The following is a 21,674-nucleotide window of genomic DNA, read 5'->3' on the forward strand; positions in this document are numbered from 1 at the left end:
AGGATAGAGGCTGCGGCGTTATTTGCTGGGGCCTCTATTTTTTTGTAACGTATTCTAAATTTCATGTATGATAAAATAAGTGAAAAAAGGAATAGGAGGAATATGGAATGAAGGCAGCAGAAGAGCAAATCCAGTGTGGCCCATATACCTTGGACTTTTCTAAGAAAACAATTGTGATGGGAATTTTAAATATTACGCCTGATTCCTTTTCGGATGGCGGAAAATATAATCGAATTGAACATGCAGTTAAACGTGCGAAAGAAATGGCTGCAAACGGTGCAGATATTATTGATATTGGCGGCGAATCAACACGACCGGGTTTTGCGGCTGTTTCTATAGAGGAGGAACTCGAGCGGGTTATTCCGGTGATCAAAGCCATTTCTGAACAGGTTCAAATCCCGATTTCTATTGATACCTATAAAGCAGAGGTAGCGAAGCAGGCCATTGAAGCTGGCGCCCATATTATCAATGATATTTGGGGAGCGAAGGCGGATGAGAATATGGGGAAAGTGGCCGCTGAATACCATGTGCCAATCGTTTTAATGCATAACCGGCATGACCGAAATTACAAGGTGTTTATAAGAGATGTAATAAATGACTTATACGAGAGTATAGCAATTGTAAAAAAAGCAGGGGTAAAGGATGAAAATATTATCCTCGATCCTGGTATTGGTTTTGCGAGAGACTATCAGGAAAATCTGCTAACGATGCAAAATTTAGATAAATTTGTCATGCTTGGATATCCGGTTTTATTAGGTACTTCCAGAAAATCAATGATTGGACAAGCATTAGATCTCCCTATTGATGAAAGATTGGAAGGTACAGGCGCTACCGTATGCTATGGCATTCAAAAAGGGTGTCAAATCATCCGAATCCATGACGTGAAGGAAATGAGCCGAATGGCGAAAATGATGGACGCGATGATGGGAAAGGGTGTTGTGCTTGGATAAAATATATGTCAACCGAATGGAATTTTACGGATACCATGGTGTATTCCCAGAAGAGACTAGGCTGGGACAGCGATTCGCGGTTGATTTAACGGTTTCGGTTAATTTGAAAAGAGCCGGTGAAACTGATCAACTAGACTACTCGGTCAATTATGGGGAACTTTACGAAGTGTGCAAAGGAATTGTCGAGGGAAAACCGTATAAGCTCGTGGAAGCTGTTGCTGAGAAAATTGCAGCAGCGGTGTTGGAGCAATTTATTCTTGTGCATGATGTAACAGTAAAAGTGATTAAGCCGGATCCGCCGATTCCCGGCCATTACCAATCTGTTGCAGTAGAAATTACAAGGAGAAGATAATAGTGGAAAACAGAGCATTTATTGCCCTCGGCTCAAATATAGGAAACCGTTATGATACGATAATGAGTGCGTTAAAACTTTTAACAGAGAACCCAAAAATTAAATTGGTAAATTACTCCTCTATTTATGAAACAGATCCTATTGGTTATGAAGAGCAGGATTTATTTTTAAATATGGTAATTGAGATTCAGACAGTATTAAGTGGAATAGAGCTGCTGGATTTCTGCCTTAAGGCGGAGTTTGAACTTGGGAGAAAAAGGGAAATAAGGTGGGGTCCGCGCTCAATAGACCTTGACATTCTGACTTTTAACCAAGAAAATATTGAAACGGAGAAACTAACCGTTCCGCACCCAAGGATGACAGAGCGGGCATTTGTTATGGTGCCACTTGTAGAAATCAATCCTGATCATCATATTCCCGGGGTGGATAAACCTCTTAACGTATTATTGAACGAACTACCAGATAAAGAAGGAGTCCGAATATGGAAGCGGAAAAGTGGGGAAGGCGTATTCGAGCCTATCGAAAGCTAAAGGGATACACACAGGAAGGCTTTTCTAGGGAGCTAGGTGTATCGGTATCCATTTTAGGAGAGATTGAAAGAGGGAATCGCCTGCCTGCAGGTGATCTGCTTGAAAGAATCGCTCATTCATTGAAAGTAACTATAGATGACTTAAGACCTAAAGAATAGGAGGCTGGTAGATGTTGAAAATTGGCGATATTGAAATAAAGAATCCCGTTGTTCTCGCACCGATGGCTGGTGTCTGTAATTCTGCCTTCCGTTTAACGGTAAAAGAGTTCGGAGCAGGCTTAGTTTGTGCTGAAATGGTTAGTGATAAAGGGATTGTGTTAAAAAATGAAAAAACAATGAATATGCTTTATATCGATGAGCGTGAAAAGCCGTTAAGCTTGCAAATCTTTGGCGGTGAAAAGGAAACGCTTGTGAAAGCAGCAAAGTTTGTTGATCAAAATACCAATGCTGATATTATCGATATTAATATGGGCTGTCCAGTTCCGAAGATTACAAAATGTGATGCCGGGGCAAAATGGCTTCTTGATCCAAATAAGATTTATGAAATGGTTTCAGCAGTTGTAGCTGAGGTAGAAAAGCCTGTAACGGTAAAAATGCGGATGGGCTGGGATGAAGATCATATTTATGCTGTAAGAAATGCTCAGGCTGTTGAGCGTGCCGGCGGTAAAGCTGTAGCCCTTCACGGACGTACCCGTGTACAAATGTATGAAGGCAAGGCCAACTGGGATATCATTCGCGAAGTGAAGCAGTCGATTAACATTCCTTTGATCGGAAATGGTGATGTTCAAACACCGCAGGATGCGAAAAGAATGCTGGATGAAACCGGGGTTGATGGGGTCATGATTGGCAGAGCAGCTCTAGGTAACCCTTGGATGATTTACCGCACGGTGCAGTATTTAGAGACTGGCAGGTTAATGGCAGAACCATCTGTTCGTGAAAAAATTGATGTCTGCATCCTTCATCTTGACCGCTTGATTGCTTTGAAAAGCGAGTACATTGCCGTTCGTGAAATGCGCAAGCATGCTGCCTGGTACTTAAAAGGGGTTCCCGGCAATGGAAGAGTGCGCAATGCCATTAACGAGTGTGATACAAGAGAACATCTTGTTACATTATTAAATGATTTGGTCATTGAAGTAGAAGAAAAGGAACAAAACCAAGCAATTGTTGGTTAAGTTTGACTTTCACAGGTTCATTTTCTATAATAGCGTTGTTTACTACGGAAGCTGCCAGTGAGACGAACTGGCAGTTTTTATTTACTTTTTTGATGTCTGAATACTTAAGATTGTGTAAAATAATATAGTATGTAAAAAAACAGCTAGTATTCTTATAGGTTTTAGATTTCCATAAAAGATAAGTAATGGAGTTGAATGTGTCATGAGTCAGGAAGAATTAAATGACCAGTTGTTGGTCAGACGTGAAAAAATGAACACAATGCGTGAAAATGGACTAGATCCATTTGGAAAGCGGTTTGACCGTACCCATAATACAAATGAATTAATCGAAAACTATGGGGAGTTAGAGAAAGAGGATATCGAAGCAAAAAGTATTTCTGTAGCGCTTGCCGGCCGCATTATGACAAAACGCGGTAAAGGTAAGGCTGGATTTGCACATGTTCAGGACTTAACAGGTCAAATCCAAGTTTATGTTCGTCAGGATGCTGTTGGAGAAGAACAGTATAAAGTGTTTGATTCCGCTGATTTAGGAGATATTATCGGGGTTACTGGAACACTATTTAAAACAAAAGTGGGCGAGTTATCGGTTAAGGTTGAAAACTTTGTCTTCTTAACGAAAGCCTTGCGCCCGCTGCCGGATAAATTCCACGGTTTAAAAGATGTAGAGCAGCGCTACCGTCAGCGTTATTTGGATTTAATTATGAGCCAAGAAAGTAAACAAACCTTTATATCGCGCAGCCGGATTATTCAATCAATGCGCCGCTACCTTGATGGCCAGGGGTATTTAGAAGTAGAAACTCCTATGATGCATGCGATTGCTGGCGGAGCTTCTGCGCGCCCGTTCATCACACATCATAATGCACTGGATATGGAATTATACATGCGGATTGCCATCGAACTCCATCTGAAGCGTTTAATTGTCGGCGGTCTTGAAAAAGTATACGAAATTGGCCGTGTCTTTAGAAATGAGGGTGTATCTACTCGACACAATCCTGAATTTACGATGATTGAGCTTTATGAAGCGTACGCAGATTATCGTGATATCATGAGCCTGACTGAAAATCTGATTGCCCATATCGCTCAAGAAGTATTAGGAACTACAACAATCCAATATGGTGACTACGAAGTGGACCTAAAACCGGAGTGGAAGAGACTTCACATGGTAGATGCAATCATAGAATATACCGGCGCAGACTTCTGGAAGGAAATGAGCGTTGAGGAAGCGCGTGAACTTGCAAAAGAACATGGAGTTGAAGTCACTGAACATATGCTTTATGGACATATTGTTAATGAATTCTTTGAGCAAAAGGTAGAAGAGAAATTAATTCAGCCTACATTTATCTATGGACATCCAGTCGAGATTTCTCCGCTTGCGAAGAAAAATGACGAGGATCCAAGATTTACTGATCGCTTTGAATTGTTTATTGTGGCTCGTGAGCATGCCAATGCCTTCACAGAGCTTAATGATCCAATTGATCAAAGAGAACGTTTTGAAGCGCAGCTGAAAGAACGTGAGCAAGGAAATGACGAAGCGCATATGATGGATGACGACTTCGTTGAGGCATTAGAATATGGAATGCCTCCTACAGGCGGATTAGGAATCGGAATTGACCGTTTAGTCATGCTGTTAACAAATTCTCCGTCTATTCGTGACGTACTATTATTCCCGTTAATGCGCCACCGTTAATAGATTTCATAAAAGTGCCGCAATCTTCATTGCCGGCACTTTTATTTATAGTAGAAATATGCGAATATTTCTATTTTAATTTATTTGTAAAAAAAGAATAAAAAGCTATTGCACCTTGTCTTTAATGGTGGTATATTAATATTCGTTGCTGCGAGACAGTAACGTGGTTGAAAAAGAAATAAAAAAAGTTGTTGACTTTAGGTTGATAACTTGGTATGATAATAAAGTCGCTTTTGAGCGATAGAAAAATTGATCCTTGAAAACTAAACAAACAAAAACGTCAACAAACAATAATATTTGCTTCTTATAGAAGTGAAGCCAACGTTTTAAATTATGAGCTAATCAACTCAACTTTTTTGGAGAGTTTGATCCTGGCTCAGGACGAACGCTGGCGGCGTGCCTAATACATGCAAGTCGAGCGAATCAATGGGAGCTTGCTCCCGTTGGTTAGCGGCGGACGGGTGAGTAACACGTGGGCAACCTGCCTGTAAGACTGGGATAACTTCGGGAAACCGGAGCTAATACCGGATAATTCTTTTCCTCTCATGAGGGAAAGCTGAAAGTCGGTTTCGGCTGACACTTACAGATGGGCCCGCGGCGCATTAGCTAGTTGGTGAGGTAACGGCTCACCAAGGCGACGATGCGTAGCCGACCTGAGAGGGTGATCGGCCACACTGGGACTGAGACACGGCCCAGACTCCTACGGGAGGCAGCAGTAGGGAATCTTCCACAATGGACGAAAGTCTGATGGAGCAACGCCGCGTGAGCGATGAAGGCCTTCGGGTCGTAAAGCTCTGTTGTTAGGGAAGAACAAGTATCGGAGTAACTGCCGGTACCTTGACGGTACCTAACCAGAAAGCCACGGCTAACTACGTGCCAGCAGCCGCGGTAATACGTAGGTGGCAAGCGTTGTCCGGAATTATTGGGCGTAAAGCGCGCGCAGGCGGTCCTTTAAGTCTGATGTGAAAGCCCACGGCTCAACCGTGGAGGGTCATTGGAAACTGGGGGACTTGAGTGCAGAAGAGGAAAGCGGAATTCCACGTGTAGCGGTGAAATGCGTAGAGATGTGGAGGAACACCAGTGGCGAAGGCGGCTTTCTGGTCTGTAACTGACGCTGAGGCGCGAAAGCGTGGGGAGCAAACAGGATTAGATACCCTGGTAGTCCACGCCGTAAACGATGAGTGCTAAGTGTTAGGGGGTTTCCGCCCCTTAGTGCTGCAGCTAACGCATTAAGCACTCCGCCTGGGGAGTACGGCCGCAAGGCTGAAACTCAAAGGAATTGACGGGGGCCCGCACAAGCGGTGGAGCATGTGGTTTAATTCGAAGCAACGCGAAGAACCTTACCAGGTCTTGACATCCTCTGACACTCCTAGAGATAGGACGTTCCCCTTCGGGGGACAGAGTGACAGGTGGTGCATGGTTGTCGTCAGCTCGTGTCGTGAGATGTTGGGTTAAGTCCCGCAACGAGCGCAACCCTTGATCTTAGTTGCCAGCATTCAGTTGGGCACTCTAAGGTGACTGCCGGTGACAAACCGGAGGAAGGTGGGGATGACGTCAAATCATCATGCCCCTTATGACCTGGGCTACACACGTGCTACAATGGATGGTACAAAGGGCTGCGAGACCGCAAGGTTTAGCCAATCCCATAAAACCATTCTCAGTTCGGATTGCAGGCTGCAACTCGCCTGCATGAAGCCGGAATCGCTAGTAATCGCGGATCAGCATGCCGCGGTGAATACGTTCCCGGGCCTTGTACACACCGCCCGTCACACCACGAGAGTTTGTAACACCCGAAGTCGGTGGGGTAACCTTCATGGAGCCAGCCGCCTAAGGTGGGACAGATGATTGGGGTGAAGTCGTAACAAGGTAGCCGTATCGGAAGGTGCGGCTGGATCACCTCCTTTCTAAGGATAATGCAGTCCTTTCGGACTGATAATAAGGTTGACGTTTCTTGTTTGTTTAGTTTTGAGGGAGCAATTCTCTCAAGACTTTTTTGTTCCTTGAAAACTAGATAATCGTAAGAAGAAGCAAAGTAAACATCGAGTAATCGCCATTTTAGTTTTTCTCTCTTATTGAATAAGAGTTATAAACCTTTTTAGGTTAAGTTAGAAAGGGCGCACGGTGAATGCCTTGGCACTAGGAGCCGATGAAGGACGGGACTAACACCGATATGCTTCGGGGAGCTGTAAGTAAGCTTTGATCCGGAGATTTCCGAATGGGGAAACCCACTGTTCGTAATGGAACAGTATCTTTACCTGAATACATAGGGTATTGAAGGCATACCCGGGGAACTGAAACATCTAAGTACCCGGAGGAAGAGAAAGCAAACGCGATTCCCTGAGTAGCGGCGAGCGAAACGGGACATAGCCCAAACCAAGAGGCTTGCCTCTTGGGGTTGTAGGACACTCAACATGGAGTTACAAAGGAACGGGGTAAATGAAGCGACCTGGAAAGGTCAGCCAGAGAAGGTAAAAGCCCTGTAGTTGAAACTTCGTTCCCTCCTGAGTGGATCCTGAGTACGGCCGGACACGTGAAATCCGGTCGGAAGCAGGGAGGACCATCTCCCAAGGCTAAATACTCCCTAGTGACCGATAGTGAACCAGTACCGTGAGGGAAAGGTGAAAAGCACCCCGGAAGGGGAGTGAAATAGTTCCTGAAACCGTGTGCCTACAAGTAGTCAGAGCCCGTTTATGGGTGATGGCGTGCCTTTTGTAGAATGAACCGGCGAGTTACGATCCCATGCAAGGTTAAGTTGAAGAGACGGAGCCGCAGCGAAAGCGAGTCTGAATAGGGCGTTTGAGTATGTGGTCGTAGACCCGAAACCAGGTGATCTACCCATGTCCAGGGTGAAGTCCAGGTAACACTGGATGGAGGCCCGAACCCACGCACGTTGAAAAGTGCGGGGATGAGGTGTGGGTAGCGGAGAAATTCCAATCGAACTTGGAGATAGCTGGTTCTCTCCGAAATAGCTTTAGGGCTAGCCTCACGTTGTTAGAGTCTTGGAGGTAGAGCACTGTTTGGACTAGGGGCCCTCATCGGGTTACCGAATTCAGACAAACTCCGAATGCCAAAGACTTATCCGTGGGAGTCAGACTGCGAGTGATAAGATCCGTAGTCGAAAGGGAAACAGCCCAGACCACCAGCTAAGGTCCCAAAGTATACGTTAAGTGGAAAAGGATGTGGAGTTGCTTAGACAACCAGGATGTTGGCTTAGAAGCAGCCACCATTTAAAGAGTGCGTAATAGCTCACTGGTCGAGTGACTCTGCGCCGAAAATGTACCGGGGCTAAACGTATCACCGAAGCTGTGGATTGACACCGTTGGTGTCAGTGGTAGGAGAGCGTTCTAAGGGCGTTGAAGCTAGACCGTAAGGACTGGTGGAGCGCTTAGAAGTGAGAATGCCGGTATGAGTAGCGAAAGATGAGTGAGAATCTCATCCACCGTATGCCTAAGGTTTCCTGAGGAAGGCTCGTCCGCTCAGGGTTAGTCGGGACCTAAGCCGAGGCCGAAAGGCGTAGGCGATGGACAACAGGTTGATATTCCTGTACCACCTATGAATCGTTTGAGTGATGGGGGGACGCAGGAGGATAGGGTAAGCGCGCTGTTGGATATGCGCGTCTAAGCAGTTAGGCTGGTGAACAGGAAAATCCGTTCACCGTAAAGGCTGAGCTGTGACAGCGAGGGAAATTTAGTACCGAAGTTCCTGATTCCACACTGCCAAGAAAAGCCTCTAGCGAGATTCAAGGTGCCCGTACCGCAAACCGACACAGGTAGGCGAGGAGAGAATCCTAAGGTGAGCGAGAGAACTCTCGTTAAGGAACTCGGCAAAATGACCCCGTAACTTCGGGAGAAGGGGTGCTCTTTAGGGTTCATAGCCCTGAAGAGCCGCAGTGAATAGGCCCAGGCGACTGTTTAGCAAAAACACAGGTCTCTGCGAAGCCGCAAGGCGAAGTATAGGGGCTGACGCCTGCCCGGTGCTGGAAGGTTAAGAGGAGGGGTTAGCGCAAGCGAAGCTCTGAATCGAAGCCCCAGTAAACGGCGGCCGTAACTATAACGGTCCTAAGGTAGCGAAATTCCTTGTCGGGTAAGTTCCGACCCGCACGAAAGGCGTAACGATCTGGGCACTGTCTCAACGAGAGACTCGGTGAAATTATAGTACCTGTGAAGATGCAGGTTACCCGCGACAGGACGGAAAGACCCCGTGGAGCTTTACTGTAGCCTGATATTGAATTTTGGTACAGCTTGTACAGGATAGGTAGGAGCCTGAGAAGCCGGAGCGCTAGCTTCGGTGGAGGCGTCGGTGGGATACTACCCTGGCTGTATTGAAATTCTAACCCGCACCCCTGATCGGGGTGGGAGACAGTGTCAGGTGGGCAGTTTGACTGGGGCGGTCGCCTCCTAAAGAGTAACGGAGGCGCCCAAAGGTTCCCTCAGAATGGTTGGAAATCATTCGTAGAGTGTAAAGGCACAAGGGAGCTTGACTGCGAGACCTACAAGTCGAGCAGGGACGAAAGTCGGGCTTAGTGATCCGGTGGTTCCGCATGGAAGGGCCATCGCTCAACGGATAAAAGCTACCCCGGGGATAACAGGCTTATCTCCCCCAAGAGTCCACATCGACGGGGAGGTTTGGCACCTCGATGTCGGCTCATCGCATCCTGGGGCTGTAGTCGGTCCCAAGGGTTGGGCTGTTCGCCCATTAAAGCGGTACGCGAGCTGGGTTCAGAACGTCGTGAGACAGTTCGGTCCCTATCCGTCGTGGGCGCAGGAAATTTGAGAGGAGCTGTCCTTAGTACGAGAGGACCGGGATGGACGCACCGCTGGTGTACCAGTTGTCTTGCCAAAGGCATCGCTGGGTAGCTATGTGCGGACGGGATAAGTGCTGAAAGCATCTAAGCATGAAGCCCCCCTCAAGATGAGATTTCCCATAGCGTCAAGCTAGTAAGATCCCTGAAAGATGATCAGGTTGATAGGTCAGAGGTGGAAGCGTGGCGACATGTGGAGCTGACTGATACTAATCGATCGAGGACTTAACCATTTTTAATTGGTTGAACTCGTTTTTACAAAAAACTTCTTCTGCATTATCTAGTTTTGAGGGAATGAAACCTCAAATAAATAGTCTGGTAACAATGGCGAGAAGGTCACACCCGTTCCCATACCGAACACGGAAGTTAAGCTTCTCAGCGCCGATGGTAGTTGGGGCATGCGCCCCTGTGAGAGTAGGACGTTGCCAGGCACGCATAAAAAGGACAATCCGGGAGGATTGTTTTTTTTGCGTCAATAAATGAAAGTGAAAAGTAACTCACCAATAGCGGAAAGAACCCCTCAACTCTACAAAAACAGCCCAAATTTTTCCTTTCATTCCCCCAACTTTATTCCTAACTTCCGTATTTTAATAAAATTCAGGTTTCATTACCGTGAAATTTGGAGAAAATCAGTAGTAGTGAATCGTTGCATCTACATAAAATTTTCAGTATAATTAAAGTCAAATATAGTCAAAGTCAGAAGATGGGGGGTGGGAAGATGAGAAACATCTCCGATATTATTGAAAAATATCTAAAGCAAGTTTTGGAAATGAGCGAGAAGGACCTTGTTGAAATTAAGCGAAGTGAGATTGCTGATAAATTTCAATGTGTTCCCTCACAAATCAATTATGTAATTAATACTCGTTTTACAATTGAAAGAGGGTATATAGTTGAGAGTAAACGGGGCGGCGGTGGATATATTCGGATTATGAAGGTTCAATCCCACGATTTTGCCCATTTAATCGATCATTTACTTTCACTATTTCAAAGTCGAATAAGTCAAACAAGTGCTGAGGATGTTATCGTAAGACTTGTTCAAGAGGAGATCATTACAAAACGAGAAGCAAAAATTATGTTAAGCGTTATTGATCGTTCCGTTTTATATATTGATCTTCCATACCGAGATGAATTAAGAGCAAGAATGCTAAAAGCAATGTTAACTTCTTTGAAATATAAATAATTTGCGCAGCCGGAGAGGTGAAGAGATGATTTGCCAAGAATGCAATCAAAGGCCTGCAGCACTTCATTTTACAAAAATTATTAATGGAGAAAAAACAGAAGTGCATCTTTGTGAAAAATGTGCTCAGGAAAAAGGTGAAATGTTTATCTTTAGTGGAGAAACGGGATTTGCTTTTAATAATCTGTTAGCTGGTTTATTAAATATTGACCCAACCTTTCAAAATCCAAGTCAAAGTCCATTCCATCAGGAGGAAATACTTCAGTGCCAGTACTGCTCCATGACTTTTCCTCAATTCTTAAAAGTAGGCAGGTTTGGGTGTGCACACTGCTATGAGACATTTAAAGACCAGCTAAAGCCAGTTTTAAGGCGCCTTCATAGTGGAAACTGGACACATAATGGTAAAATTCCAAAAAGAATTGGCGGGGGGATTCAACTTCGAAAACAGATTGAAGAGCTGAAAGGTAAGCTGAGAGAATCCATCTCCCAGGAGGAATTTGAAAAAGCAGCAGAGATTCGTGATGAAATACGCACATTAGAAAGAAAATTAGCCGATCGTGTTGAGGGAGGGGAATAACGTGTCACTTGAACGGTTTCTGAGGTCTGCCGTCAGCTCCTGGATGAGCGAAGAGGGGCCTGATTCGGATATTGTTCTTAGTTCCCGAATCCGTTTAGCGCGGAACTTTGAAGACTATAAATTTCCAACTGTTTTTTCACATGAAGAAGCAAAAATGATTATTGTAAATATAGAAGAAATTTTAAGAAAATCTGCTGATCAAAATTTTGGGCAAATGGAATTGCTGAAAATCGATGAAATGCAGCCGCTGCAAAAAAGGGTATTAGTGGAAAAGCACCTGATTAGTCCGCAACTGGCTGAAGATTCACCATACGGTGCTGTTTTATTAACCGAAAATGAAGAAGTCAGTATTATGATAAATGAGGAAGATCATATTCGGATTCAATGCCTATTCCCTGGTTTACAATTATCTGAAGCATTAGATGCAGCCAATCAAATTGATGATTGGCTGGAAAGTAATATTCAATATGCCTTTGATGAGAAGCATGGTTATTTAACCAGCTGTCCGACCAACGTTGGAACAGGGCTCCGAGCATCCGTGATGATGCATTTGCCAGGGTTAATCTTAACACAGCAAATCAACCGGATCATTCCGGCCATTCATCAGTTAGGGCTCGTTGTTAGAGGAATCTATGGCGAGGGCAGTGAAGCACTGGGTAATATCTTTCAAATTTCCAATCAAATTACGCTTGGAAAGTCAGAAGAGGATATTAGCCGCGATTTGATGGGAGTTGTAGGCCAGCTAATTTCTCAAGAAAGGTCTGCACGTGAAGCATTACGAAAAACTTCAAACATACAATTAGAAGACAGGGTATATCGCTCCTTAGGAGTTTTAACGAATAGCCGGATTATTGAATCAAAAGAAGCGGCTAGATGTTTATCCGATGTAAGGCTTGGGATCGATATGGGGTTTATCGAAAATATGCCGAAAACGATATTAAACGAATTAATGATTTTGACCCAGCCGGGTTTTCTTCAGCAATATGCCGGCGGACCATTGCGGCCGCATGAAAGGGATATTCGAAGAGCGGCATTAATTAGGGATCGAATAAAAATGGAGAATGATAATAGGTGAGGAGGAAGAGAATATGATGTTTGGACGTTTTACCGAAAGAGCACAAAAGGTTCTTGCTTTGGCACAAGAGGAAGCTATCCGCCTGGGACATAACAACATTGGGACAGAGCATATTTTGTTAGGGCTGGTTCGCGAAGGTGAAGGAATTGCGGCAAAAGCACTTTATGGACTTGGTTTAGGTTCTGAAAAAATCCAAAAGGAAGTTGAAAATCTAATTGGCAAAGGACAAGAAACCTCTCAAACCATTCACTATACTCCTAGAGCTAAAAAGGTTATTGAACTATCAATGGATGAGGCGCGAAAATTAGGTCATTCCTATGTCGGTACAGAGCATATTCTCCTTGGCTTAATCCGCGAGGGAGAAGGAGTGGCTGCAAGGGTCCTTAATAATCTTGGCGTCAGCTTAAATAAAGCACGTCAGCAAGTACTGCAATTATTAGGAAGCAATGATTCAAGCGGTCATCAGGGTGGTGCGTCTGCTACTGCAAATACGCCGACATTGGATAGTCTTGCAAGAGACTTAACGTCGATTGCCAGAGAAGGAAGCCTAGATCCTGTGATTGGACGCAGTAAAGAAATTCAGCGTGTCATTGAGGTGCTGAGCCGTCGAACTAAAAATAATCCGGTATTAATCGGTGAACCTGGAGTCGGAAAAACAGCGATTGCTGAAGGCCTCGCTCAACAAATTGTTAATAATGAAGTGCCGGAGATTCTTCGTGATAAACGTGTCATGACACTCGATATGGGCACTGTTGTTGCAGGAACAAAATATCGCGGTGAGTTCGAGGACCGCTTGAAGAAAGTAATGGATGAAATTCGCCAGGCAGGAAATATCATTTTATTCATTGATGAACTCCATACCTTAATTGGCGCAGGCGGCGCGGAGGGTGCAATCGATGCCTCCAATATCTTAAAGCCATCGCTTGCCCGTGGTGAGCTTCAATGTATTGGGGCAACCACACTGGATGAATATCGTAAATACATTGAAAAAGATGCAGCGTTAGAACGACGCTTCCAGCCGATTCGCGTCGATGAACCAACGGCTGAAGAATCAGTACAAATTTTAGAAGGATTGCGTGACCGTTATGAGGCACACCACCGTGTTTCTATTACGGATGAGGCGATCAAAGCAGCTGTTAAGCTTTCAGACCGCTATATTTCAGACAGATTTCTGCCTGATAAAGCGATTGACCTAATCGATGAAGCAGGATCAAAGGTACGGCTTCGCTCTTATACCACTCCTCCAAACTTAAAGGAATTAGAGGTAAAGCTTGAGGAGGTAAGAAAAGAAAAGGATGCCGCTGTCCAAAGTCAAGAATTTGAAAAGGCAGCCTCCTTAAGGGATACGGAACAACGTCTTCGCGAGCAGCTTGAAGAAACGAAGAAGACGTGGAAGGAAAAGCAAGGGAAAGAAAACAATGAGGTAACGGTTGAAGATATCGCAAGCGTGGTATCCAGCTGGACCGGAGTGCCTGTTTCTAAGCTTGCTGAAACGGAAACAGCGAAGTTACTTAATTTAGAAGAAGTGCTTCATTCTCGGATTATCGGTCAAGAGGAAGCAGTCAAAGCTGTTTCAAAGGCAGTCCGCCGTGCAAGAGCGGGATTAAAAGATCCAAAACGTCCAATCGGTTCCTTTGTCTTCCTGGGACCAACCGGGGTCGGAAAAACAGAATTAGCCCGTGCCCTTGCTGAAGCGATGTTTGGCGATGAAGATGCAATGATTCGGATCGATATGTCTGAGTATATGGAAAAGCATTCCACATCAAGACTTGTTGGATCACCTCCAGGATATGTCGGCTATGAAGAAGGCGGACAATTAACGGAAAAGGTCCGGAGAAAACCTTACTCTGTCATACTGCTTGACGAAATTGAAAAGGCACATCCGGATGTATTTAATATTTTGCTCCAAGTACTTGAAGATGGCCGTTTAACGGATTCTAAGGGAAGAACCGTAGATTTCCGGAACACGGTGTTGATTATGACGTCCAATGTCGGCGCAGAGGCACTGAAACGAAACAAATATGTGGGCTTTAATATTCAAGATGGGGAACAGGATTACAAAGATATGAAGGGTAAAGTGATGGATGAATTAAAGAAAGCCTTCCGTCCGGAGTTCTTGAATCGAATCGATGAAATTATTGTTTTCCATGCGTTAGAAAGAAAGCATTTAAATGAAATTGTCACATTGCTATCTGATCAGTTAATCAAACGCTTAAAAGAACAAGATATTTCACTGGAATTAACTGAAGCAGCAAGGGAGAAAATTTCGCAGGAAGGGTACGACCCTGAATACGGGGCAAGGCCGCTTAGACGGGCAATTCAAAAACATATTGAAGACCGTCTCTCTGAGGAATTATTAAAAGGAACTCTATTAACTGGCCAACTTGCAATAATTGATGTAGATAATGGCGAATTTATTGTGAGAATGGCCGAAAAAACAAGCTTAGTAAAATAATTTTGTTTGAACCAATAATCAAACTTGTTTAACAACACAGGCAAGAGGTACACGTGAATAAAGTCAACCCGTGTACCTCTTTTTTCATTTTAGAGTCAGCAAGTGAGGTAGAGTCGGATGGCTAAACGAAAAACAAAATTTATGTGTCAGGAATGCGGGTATGAATCGCCAAAGTGGATGGGGAAATGCCCAGGCTGCGGACAATGGAATAAGATGATTGAGGAAGTAGAAGTAACGGGTGCTACGAGAAGGGGGGCATTTGCCCATTCTCAGGGGGGATCGACGCTAGCAGCAAAACCAATGCCCATTAATTCGATTGAAATGGAAAATGAACCAAGGATCCAGACCGACTTAAATGAGCTAAATCGTGTTCTGGGCGGCGGTGTGGTAAAGGGTTCGTTAGTATTAATTGGCGGAGACCCGGGGATTGGGAAATCTACCCTTCTGCTGCAGGTATCTTCACAGCTTGCAAGTAAAGGGAATCAGGTTTTATACATATCTGGTGAAGAGTCGTTACGCCAGACAAAGCTTCGGGCGGAACGATTAGGGATTGCCTCAGAAAATCTATTGGTTTATGCAGAAACAAATTTGGAGGAAATTAACCGGACAATTGACAGCACCAATCCGAGCTTTGTCATTATTGATTCCATCCAAACTGTTTTTCACCCGGATGTGACATCGGCTCCGGGAAGTGTGTCACAGGTTCGTGAATGTACCTCTGAATTAATGAGAATTGGTAAGACAAAAGGGATTGCCATTTTTATTGTTGGACACGTAACAAAGGAGGGATCGATCGCCGGTCCGAGGTTGCTTGAGCATATGGTGGATACCGTGCTTTATTTTGAAGGGGAAAGACATCACACATACCGTATTTTACGGGCAGTGAAGAACCGCTTTGGTTCCACGAATGAAATGGGTATTTTTGAAATGAAGGAATTTGGCCTTGAGGAAGTAGGAAATCCATCAGAAATCTTTCTTGAGGAACGGTCCAGGGGAGCAGCAGGCTCAACAGTCGTGGCTTCCATGGAAGGAACCCGTCCGGTTCTCGTTGAAATCCAAGCATTAATTTCGCCAACGAGCTTTGGAAACCCAAGAAGAATGGCGACAGGAATTGATCACAACCGTGTGCCTCTCTTAATGGCCGTCTTAGAAAAGCGGGTTGGGATGCTGCTTGCGAATCAAGATGCCTATTTAAAGGTGGCCGGTGGTGTTAAGTTGGATGAACCGGCGATTGATTTAGCCATCGCTGTCAGTATTGCCTCCAGTTTCCGGGACCGTCCGACCAGGCCAACTGACTGTATTATTGGCGAAGTAGGTTTAACCGGTGAGGTAAGAAGGGTATCTAGAATTGAGCAGCGGGTCCAAGAGGCCGCAAAACTAGGCTTTGAGCGCGTGATATTACCGGCAAATAATTTAAGCGGCTGGACGGGGCCAAAAGGGGTTCAACTCATTGGTGTTTCATCCGTTAGTGAGGCACTCCAAGCAGCGTTGGGAGGGTAACAGGTGGATAGTAAAAAGCTTGGTGAACAATCTGTCAGTGATGTATTGCAGTTCATTGCACCCGGCACACCGATCCGGGAGGGAATTGATAATGTCCTCCGGGCGAATACTGGTGGACTCATTGTTGTTGGCTATAATGAAAAGGTGAAAGGGATCGTTGATGGCGGTTTTGAAATCAATTGCCCCTTTTCGCCAAGCTTTTTATATGAATTGGCAAAAATGGATGGGGCCATCATTTTAAATGAGTTAGGAAACAAGATTCTTTTTGCCAACGCCCAGCTTGTTCCAAATTCAGAAATCGCTGCATCCGAAACCGGGATGCGGCATCGCACGGCTGAACGGGTAGCCAAACAAACAAAAGCCTTAGTGATTGCTATTTCCCAAAGAAGAAACGTGATTACCTTGTATCAGGGGAATTTTCGCTATGCCTTAAAAGACATTGCGGTCATCCTGACAAAGGCCAATCAAGCTATTCAAACGCTTGAGAAGTATAAAGTTGTCCTCGAGCAAAGTATAACCAATTTAAGCGTCTTAGAGTTCGAGGAATCCGTTACATATAATGATGTTTTACTTGTCCTCCGCCGCTTTGAAATGGTCCTGAAAATTAAAAACGAACTAGTCACCTATCTGCACGAACTTGGGACGGAAGGCCGTCTTATTCGCCTGCAAATGAATGAAATTTTAACGGATTTGGAAGAAGAGACGATGCTGCTTATGAAAGATTATGCCTTCGAACGGGATTTAAAGGCTAAAGAGGTGCTGCAGCGAATGCAAGCATTAACGGCAAGCGGGACAATTGAAGATATGGTTTTATTAAAATTATTAGGCTATCAAGGTTATGTTCATCTTGATGAGCATAAACATCCAAGAGGCTACCGGATCCTGCATAAGATTCCACGGCTCCCCTCGGTTATTATTGAAAACCTCATTAGTTCATTTGGGGTGCTGGCGAAAATTATCCCCGCCACAGTGGAGGAACTAGATGATGTAGAAGGAATTGGCGAAGTTCGGGCGAAAAAAATAAAAGAAGGCTTTAAATTAGTTAAAGAGAGGCTGTATACTGATCGACACTTATAAAAATCGTTGAAAAGGCATTTCGCATGTGCTAAAATTGAAAACTTTAATTTGTTTGACAGAGAATTTTTCCAATGCTACCCTATGAGGAGTAAGAATTTAACATAACAATTTGATTTCAAATCGTTTACAATTTAGAAAAATAATCACCAAATCAAGGTTTCAATTTTAAGAATATGTTTATAATGAATTAGAGGAGGTGAAGGAATGTTAAAACGAATTGTGCAAGCTTGCTTCCTCATTATGGGCGGTACGCTTGGTATACTTTTATTACCGGAATTGTTCGTATTAATTAACATGAATGACATTCCACTGATTAATAATTCATATGTCACTGCTATTTTAGGTGCTATTATTTTTTATCTTATTACCTTTTGGGCAGTAGATTATGTCTTTAATTTTATTAAATGGGCTGAAGATTCTTTAGTGAAAATTCCTGTAACAGACGTGCTTTTTGGCAGTGTAGGCTTAATTTTCGGGTTGCTAGTTGCCTTTTTAATCAGTTTTGCCCTTAATGCCGTTCAGGTGCCGATCTTAAATGCCGTTGCGCCTATCTTGCTTACCCTTTTATTTGGCTACATGGGTTTTCAAGTCGGATTTAAAAAGCGGGATGAACTTTTAAACCTTTTTGGTAATCGCAACAGCAAGAAAAAGGCTGGGGAAGAAGAAGCTGAAAAGACATCCGGTAAGGAATTGAAAATATTGGATACAAGCGTCATTATTGATGGGCGAGTAGCCGATATTTGCCAGACAGGATTTTTGGAGGGGACCATTGTCATTCCTCAGTTCGTTCTTGAGGAGTTACAGCACATTGCTGATTCCTCTGATGTGTTGAAACGAAACCGCGGCCGCAGAGGCCTGGATATATTAAACCGGATTCAAAAGGAACTCTCGATTAAAGTAGAAATATATGAGGGTGATTTTGAAGAAATTAGCGAAGTCGATTCGAAGCTCGTGAAGCTGGCGAAATTAACAAATGGCATCCTGGTTACGAATGACTTTAACTTAAATAAAGTGTGTGAACTGCAGAATGTCACGGTACTAAACATTAATGATTTGGCCAACGCTGTGAAGCCGGTTGTCCTTCCGGGAGAAGAATTAACGGTTCAAGTCATTAAGGATGGTAAAGAGTATCATCAAGGTGTAGCCTATTTAGACGATGGAACCATGATTGTTGTCGAGGAAGGCAGAGAATATATCGGCAAGCGAATTGAGGTACTGGTGACAAGTGTACTTCAGACATCCGCCGGCAGAATGATCTTTGCCAAGCCCAAATTATTAGAAAAGGCGCTATAACGGGACATAGATCACTAGATATAGATAGACAGAATGGGGTTTTTTTATGACTTACCAAGTCATTCTTCCGGCGGCTGGCCTGGGGAAAAGAATGCGAGCGGGGAAAAATAAGCTTTTATTAGAGCTGAAAGGAATGCCGGTGCTCGTCCATACATTGAGAGTATTTGAGGAGGATGAAGACTGCGAGGGCATTATTCTAGCCATTCATCCTCAGGACGAACAGGAATTTAAAGCATTGCTTAGAAAGTACCGCGTGAGAAAGGTATTGAATTTGGTGCCTGGCGGGGATGAACGACAGCACAGCATTTATAATGCCCTCAAAACAGTAGAATCCAATGGGATTGTTCTTGTTCATGATGCAGCACGTCCTTTTATTCGCAAGGGACATATCCACCGTTTAACAGAAACAGCAAGAGAAACCGGTGCGGCTATTATTGGGGTACCGGCAAAAGACACCATGAAAAAAGTACAAGATGGTGTGGTAGTGGAAACTGTCGAACGTTCAAGCTTGTGGGCTGTTCAAACCCCACAAGCTTTTCGTATTTCCATCCTTCGGGAAGCCTATGAAAAGGCAGAAAGGGACCACTTTCTTGGAACGGATGATTCCAGTTTAGTAGAGCGTCTGAATGTTCCTGTTTCCGTGGTAGAAGGCGATTACGACAATATCAAATTGACAACACCTGAAGATTTATTCTTTGCTGAAGCTATTTTGAAAAAGAGAGAAAAGGAGTTTTGCTAATGTTTCGGATTGGGCAGGGCTTTGATGTTCATCAATTAACAGAAGGGCGTCCGCTTATTATTGGCGGTATTACAATTCCATACGAAAAAGGTTTATTGGGGCATTCCGATGCCGATGTGTTATTACATACTGTTACGGATGCCTGTCTTGGGGCAATTGGAGAAGGGGATATCGGCAGACACTTCCCCGATACTGATCCGAATTTTAAAGATGCAGATTCCGCAAAGCTGATGGAGCATGTTTGGCAGCTGGTAAAGGATAAGGGCTACGAACTTGTAAATGCCGATTGTACGATTATTGCACAAAAGCCAAAAATGGCACCGTATATCGAGCAAATGAGAGTAAGGATTGCAGAATTACTTGAAGCAGAACCGGAACAAATCAATGTAAAGGCGACAACGACAGAGAAGCTCGGATTCACCGGCAGAGGAGAAGGCATTGCCTCCCAAGTAGTAGTTTTATTGAAAAAGAAATGATACAATAATCAGTTGAAAACATACTAATTATTCATGGAGGCATGATCATGTCAAATGACATTCGTGTAAGATATGCGCCAAGTCCAACAGGACATTTACATATTGGAAATGCCCGTACAGCGTTATTCAATTATTTATTTGCTCGCAGCCAAGGCGGAAAATTTATTATTCGAATTGAGGATACCGATAAGAAGCGGAACATTGCCGGCGGTGAGGAAAGTCAATTAAAATATTTAGCCTGGCTTGGAATGGATTGGGATGAAGGTGTCGATGTCGGCGGAGAATATGGCCCCTACCGTCAATCCGAAAGAAATGAGATCTACGAAACCTACTACAAGCAATTATTAAACGAGGGGCATGCCTATCCGTGCTATTGCACCGAAGAAGAGCTGGAAGCAGAGCGGGAGGCACAGACAGAGCGGGGCGAAACCCCACATTATTCCGGTAAATGCCGTCATTTAACAGAGGAAGACCGCTGCAGCCTGGAACAAGAAGGCCGCAAACCAAGCATTCGGATTGCTGTGCCGGAAGGAAAGACCTATTCATTTGATGATCTAGTAAAAGGAACGGTTTCTTTCGAATCAGAAGGAATGGGCGATTGGGTCATCATCAAAAAGGATGGCACACCAACCTATAATTTTGCGGTAACTGTTGACGATTATTTAATGAAAATCTCTCATGTTCTGCGCGGTGATGATCATATTTCCAATACACCAAAGCAATTAATGGTCTATGAAGCATTAGGCTGGGAAGCGCCGATTTTTGGACATATGACATTAATCGTTAACGAAAGCAGAAAGAAGTTAAGTAAGCGCGATGAATCAATTATTCAGTTTATTGAACAATATGAGGAATTGGGCTATCTTCCGGAAGCATTGTTTAACTTTATCACCCTGCTTGGATGGTCCCCTGCTGGTGAAGAAGAGCTGTACTCTAAGAAGGAATTTATTGAGATCTTTGATGCCGCCCGTCTGTCTAAATCACCTGCGTTATTTGATAAGCAAAAGCTTACCTGGATGAACAACCAATACATGAAAAAGATTGAGGTTGAGCGCGTTCTAGAGCTTTCATTGCCGCATTTAGTTAAGGCAGGTCGTGTAAGTGCCAATATGACCGATGAAGAGCATCAATGGGCCCGCGATTTAGTAGCACTTTTACAAGAAAAAATGAGCTTTGGTGCGGAAATCGTGGAGCTGTCAGACATGTTCTTTAAAGAGGATGCTGAATACGAAGAAGACGCGAAGGAAATTTTAGCAGGGGAAACAGTCCCGGAAGTGTTAAAGGCATTTTCCGTTGAACTGGATCAGCTTGACAGCTTTAAGGCGGAGGGCATCAAGGCAGCCATGAAGGCAGTCCAAAAGACCACCGGCCAAAAAGGGAAAAATCTGTTTATGCCGATTCGTGCCGCAGTAACAGGGCAGACCCACGGTCCAGACCTGCCGCAGTCGATTGAACTTCTAGGAAAGAATAAAGTTCAAAAAAGAATTCATAAAATTATTGGTTAACAATCAAGAGGAAATGTAATATAGTAAAAGAAAGTAATTTCATACATGCAAAAGCGTAGAAGAGGAAAAGTAGAAAAAGGATGCTTGAAAGAGAGAACCATCACCGGCTGAAAGTGGTTTAAGCCCCTCCTGATTTGAAATGCACCTCTGAGCCCCATTTCGAAAAGAGTCAACTTCTAGTAGATATGGGCGGAACCTTCCGTTAACAGTTAGAGTGAGACTTTTTAGCTCAGGATGCCCGTATTCTTTACGAAGGCGCGCGAAGCTAATCGGTCTAATCAGAGTGGAACCACGCATCATGCGTCTCTG

At 44.1% G+C, this 21,674-nt stretch carries 16 protein-coding genes, 3 rRNA genes and 1 other annotated feature (1 of these 20 only partly in view); all 19 genes read left to right on the top strand.

Going from position 1 to position 21,674, the window contains the following annotated elements:
- The first annotated feature begins 107 nt into the window (after positions 1-107).
- The 19 genes from folP to gltX all read left to right on the top strand — a co-directional run bounded on the left by folP (position 108) and on the right by gltX (position 21,365).
- On the top strand, positions 108-950 hold the full coding sequence (folP, locus tag FAY30_RS00430; RefSeq protein WP_149868072.1) for a dihydropteroate synthase: 843 nt from the start codon (positions 108-110) through the stop codon (positions 948-950).
- Entirely contained in the window at positions 943-1,302 is a 360-nt protein-coding gene (folB, locus tag FAY30_RS00435; RefSeq protein ID WP_149868073.1) for a dihydroneopterin aldolase, read from the top strand. Before folP ends, folB begins: the two co-directional genes overlap by 8 nt.
- 2 nt (positions 1,303-1,304) lie before the next feature.
- Positions 1,305-1,832, top strand: coding sequence for a 2-amino-4-hydroxy-6-hydroxymethyldihydropteridine diphosphokinase (folK, locus tag FAY30_RS00440; protein WP_149868074.1), 528 nt, complete (start codon positions 1,305-1,307; stop codon positions 1,830-1,832).
- On the top strand, positions 1,784-1,990 hold the full coding sequence (locus FAY30_RS00445) for a helix-turn-helix domain-containing protein (protein WP_149868075.1): 207 nt from the start codon (positions 1,784-1,786) through the stop codon (positions 1,988-1,990). The genes folK and FAY30_RS00445 overlap by 49 nt, the downstream gene beginning before the upstream one ends.
- Before the next feature lie 11 nt (positions 1,991-2,001).
- Positions 2,002-3,003: a tRNA dihydrouridine synthase DusB gene (gene dusB, locus FAY30_RS00450; protein WP_149868076.1), complete on the top strand. Its 1,002-nt coding sequence runs from the start codon at positions 2,002-2,004 to the stop codon at positions 3,001-3,003.
- Positions 3,004-3,205: 202 nt separating this feature from the next.
- Positions 3,206-4,690, top strand: coding sequence for a lysine--tRNA ligase (gene lysS / locus FAY30_RS00455; protein WP_149868077.1), 1,485 nt, complete (start codon positions 3,206-3,208; stop codon positions 4,688-4,690).
- Positions 4,691-5,043: 353 nt separating this feature from the next.
- Positions 5,044-6,594: ribosomal RNA gene (locus tag FAY30_RS00460) — 16S ribosomal RNA — on the top strand.
- 194 nt (positions 6,595-6,788) lie between these two features.
- Positions 6,789-9,724 (top strand): 23S ribosomal RNA (locus FAY30_RS00465).
- A gap of 81 nt (positions 9,725-9,805) precedes the next feature.
- Positions 9,806-9,922 (top strand): 5S ribosomal RNA (gene rrf / locus FAY30_RS00470).
- Together the 16S, 23S and 5S rRNA genes form the textbook arrangement of a ribosomal RNA operon.
- Positions 9,923-10,209: 287 nt before the next feature.
- Complete coding sequence (locus FAY30_RS00475) at positions 10,210-10,671, top strand: CtsR family transcriptional regulator (RefSeq protein ID WP_149868078.1); 462 nt, start codon at positions 10,210-10,212, stop codon at positions 10,669-10,671.
- 25 nt (positions 10,672-10,696) lie between these two features.
- Positions 10,697-11,245 carry a protein-arginine kinase activator protein McsA gene (locus FAY30_RS00480; protein ID WP_149868079.1) on the top strand — a complete coding sequence of 183 codons (549 nt, stop codon included), beginning with the start codon at positions 10,697-10,699 and terminating at the stop codon, positions 11,243-11,245.
- Between the two features lies 1 nt (position 11,246).
- A complete protein-coding gene (locus tag FAY30_RS00485; RefSeq protein WP_149868080.1) occupies positions 11,247-12,320 on the top strand; it encodes a protein-arginine kinase McsB in 1,074 nt (357 codons plus the stop codon).
- Between the two features lie 13 nt (positions 12,321-12,333).
- A complete protein-coding gene (gene clpC, locus FAY30_RS00490; protein ID WP_149868081.1) occupies positions 12,334-14,775 on the top strand; it encodes an ATP-dependent protease ATP-binding subunit ClpC in 2,442 nt (813 codons plus the stop codon).
- Positions 14,776-14,892: 117 nt separating this feature from the next.
- Positions 14,893-16,275, top strand: coding sequence for a DNA repair protein RadA (gene radA / locus FAY30_RS00495; protein ID WP_149868082.1), 1,383 nt, complete (start codon positions 14,893-14,895; stop codon positions 16,273-16,275).
- Positions 16,276-16,278: 3 nt separating this feature from the next.
- Positions 16,279-17,352: a DNA integrity scanning diadenylate cyclase DisA gene (gene disA / locus FAY30_RS00500; protein ID WP_149868083.1), complete on the top strand. Its 1,074-nt coding sequence runs from the start codon at positions 16,279-16,281 to the stop codon at positions 17,350-17,352.
- 204 nt (positions 17,353-17,556) lie between these two features.
- Positions 17,557-18,645: a PIN/TRAM domain-containing protein gene (locus FAY30_RS00505; RefSeq protein ID WP_149868084.1), complete on the top strand. Its 1,089-nt coding sequence runs from the start codon at positions 17,557-17,559 to the stop codon at positions 18,643-18,645.
- Between the two features lie 46 nt (positions 18,646-18,691).
- Positions 18,692-19,384, top strand: a complete 693-nt coding sequence (gene ispD / locus FAY30_RS00510; protein ID WP_149868085.1) for a 2-C-methyl-D-erythritol 4-phosphate cytidylyltransferase — start codon at positions 18,692-18,694, stop codon at positions 19,382-19,384.
- A complete protein-coding gene (gene ispF, locus FAY30_RS00515; RefSeq protein WP_149868086.1) occupies positions 19,384-19,860 on the top strand; it encodes a 2-C-methyl-D-erythritol 2,4-cyclodiphosphate synthase in 477 nt (158 codons plus the stop codon). The genes ispD and ispF overlap by 1 nt, the downstream gene beginning before the upstream one ends.
- A 47-nt stretch (positions 19,861-19,907) precedes the next feature.
- A complete protein-coding gene (gene gltX, locus FAY30_RS00520) occupies positions 19,908-21,365 on the top strand; it encodes a glutamate--tRNA ligase (protein ID WP_149868087.1) in 1,458 nt (485 codons plus the stop codon).
- 47 nt (positions 21,366-21,412) lie between these two features.
- Positions 21,413-21,674 (top strand) — a binding site (T-box leader) (it continues 2 nt past the right edge of the window).

This window comes from Bacillus sp. S3 (assembly GCF_005154805.1).
In the GTDB taxonomy this organism is placed as follows: Bacteria; Bacillota; Bacilli; order Bacillales; family Cytobacillaceae; genus Neobacillus.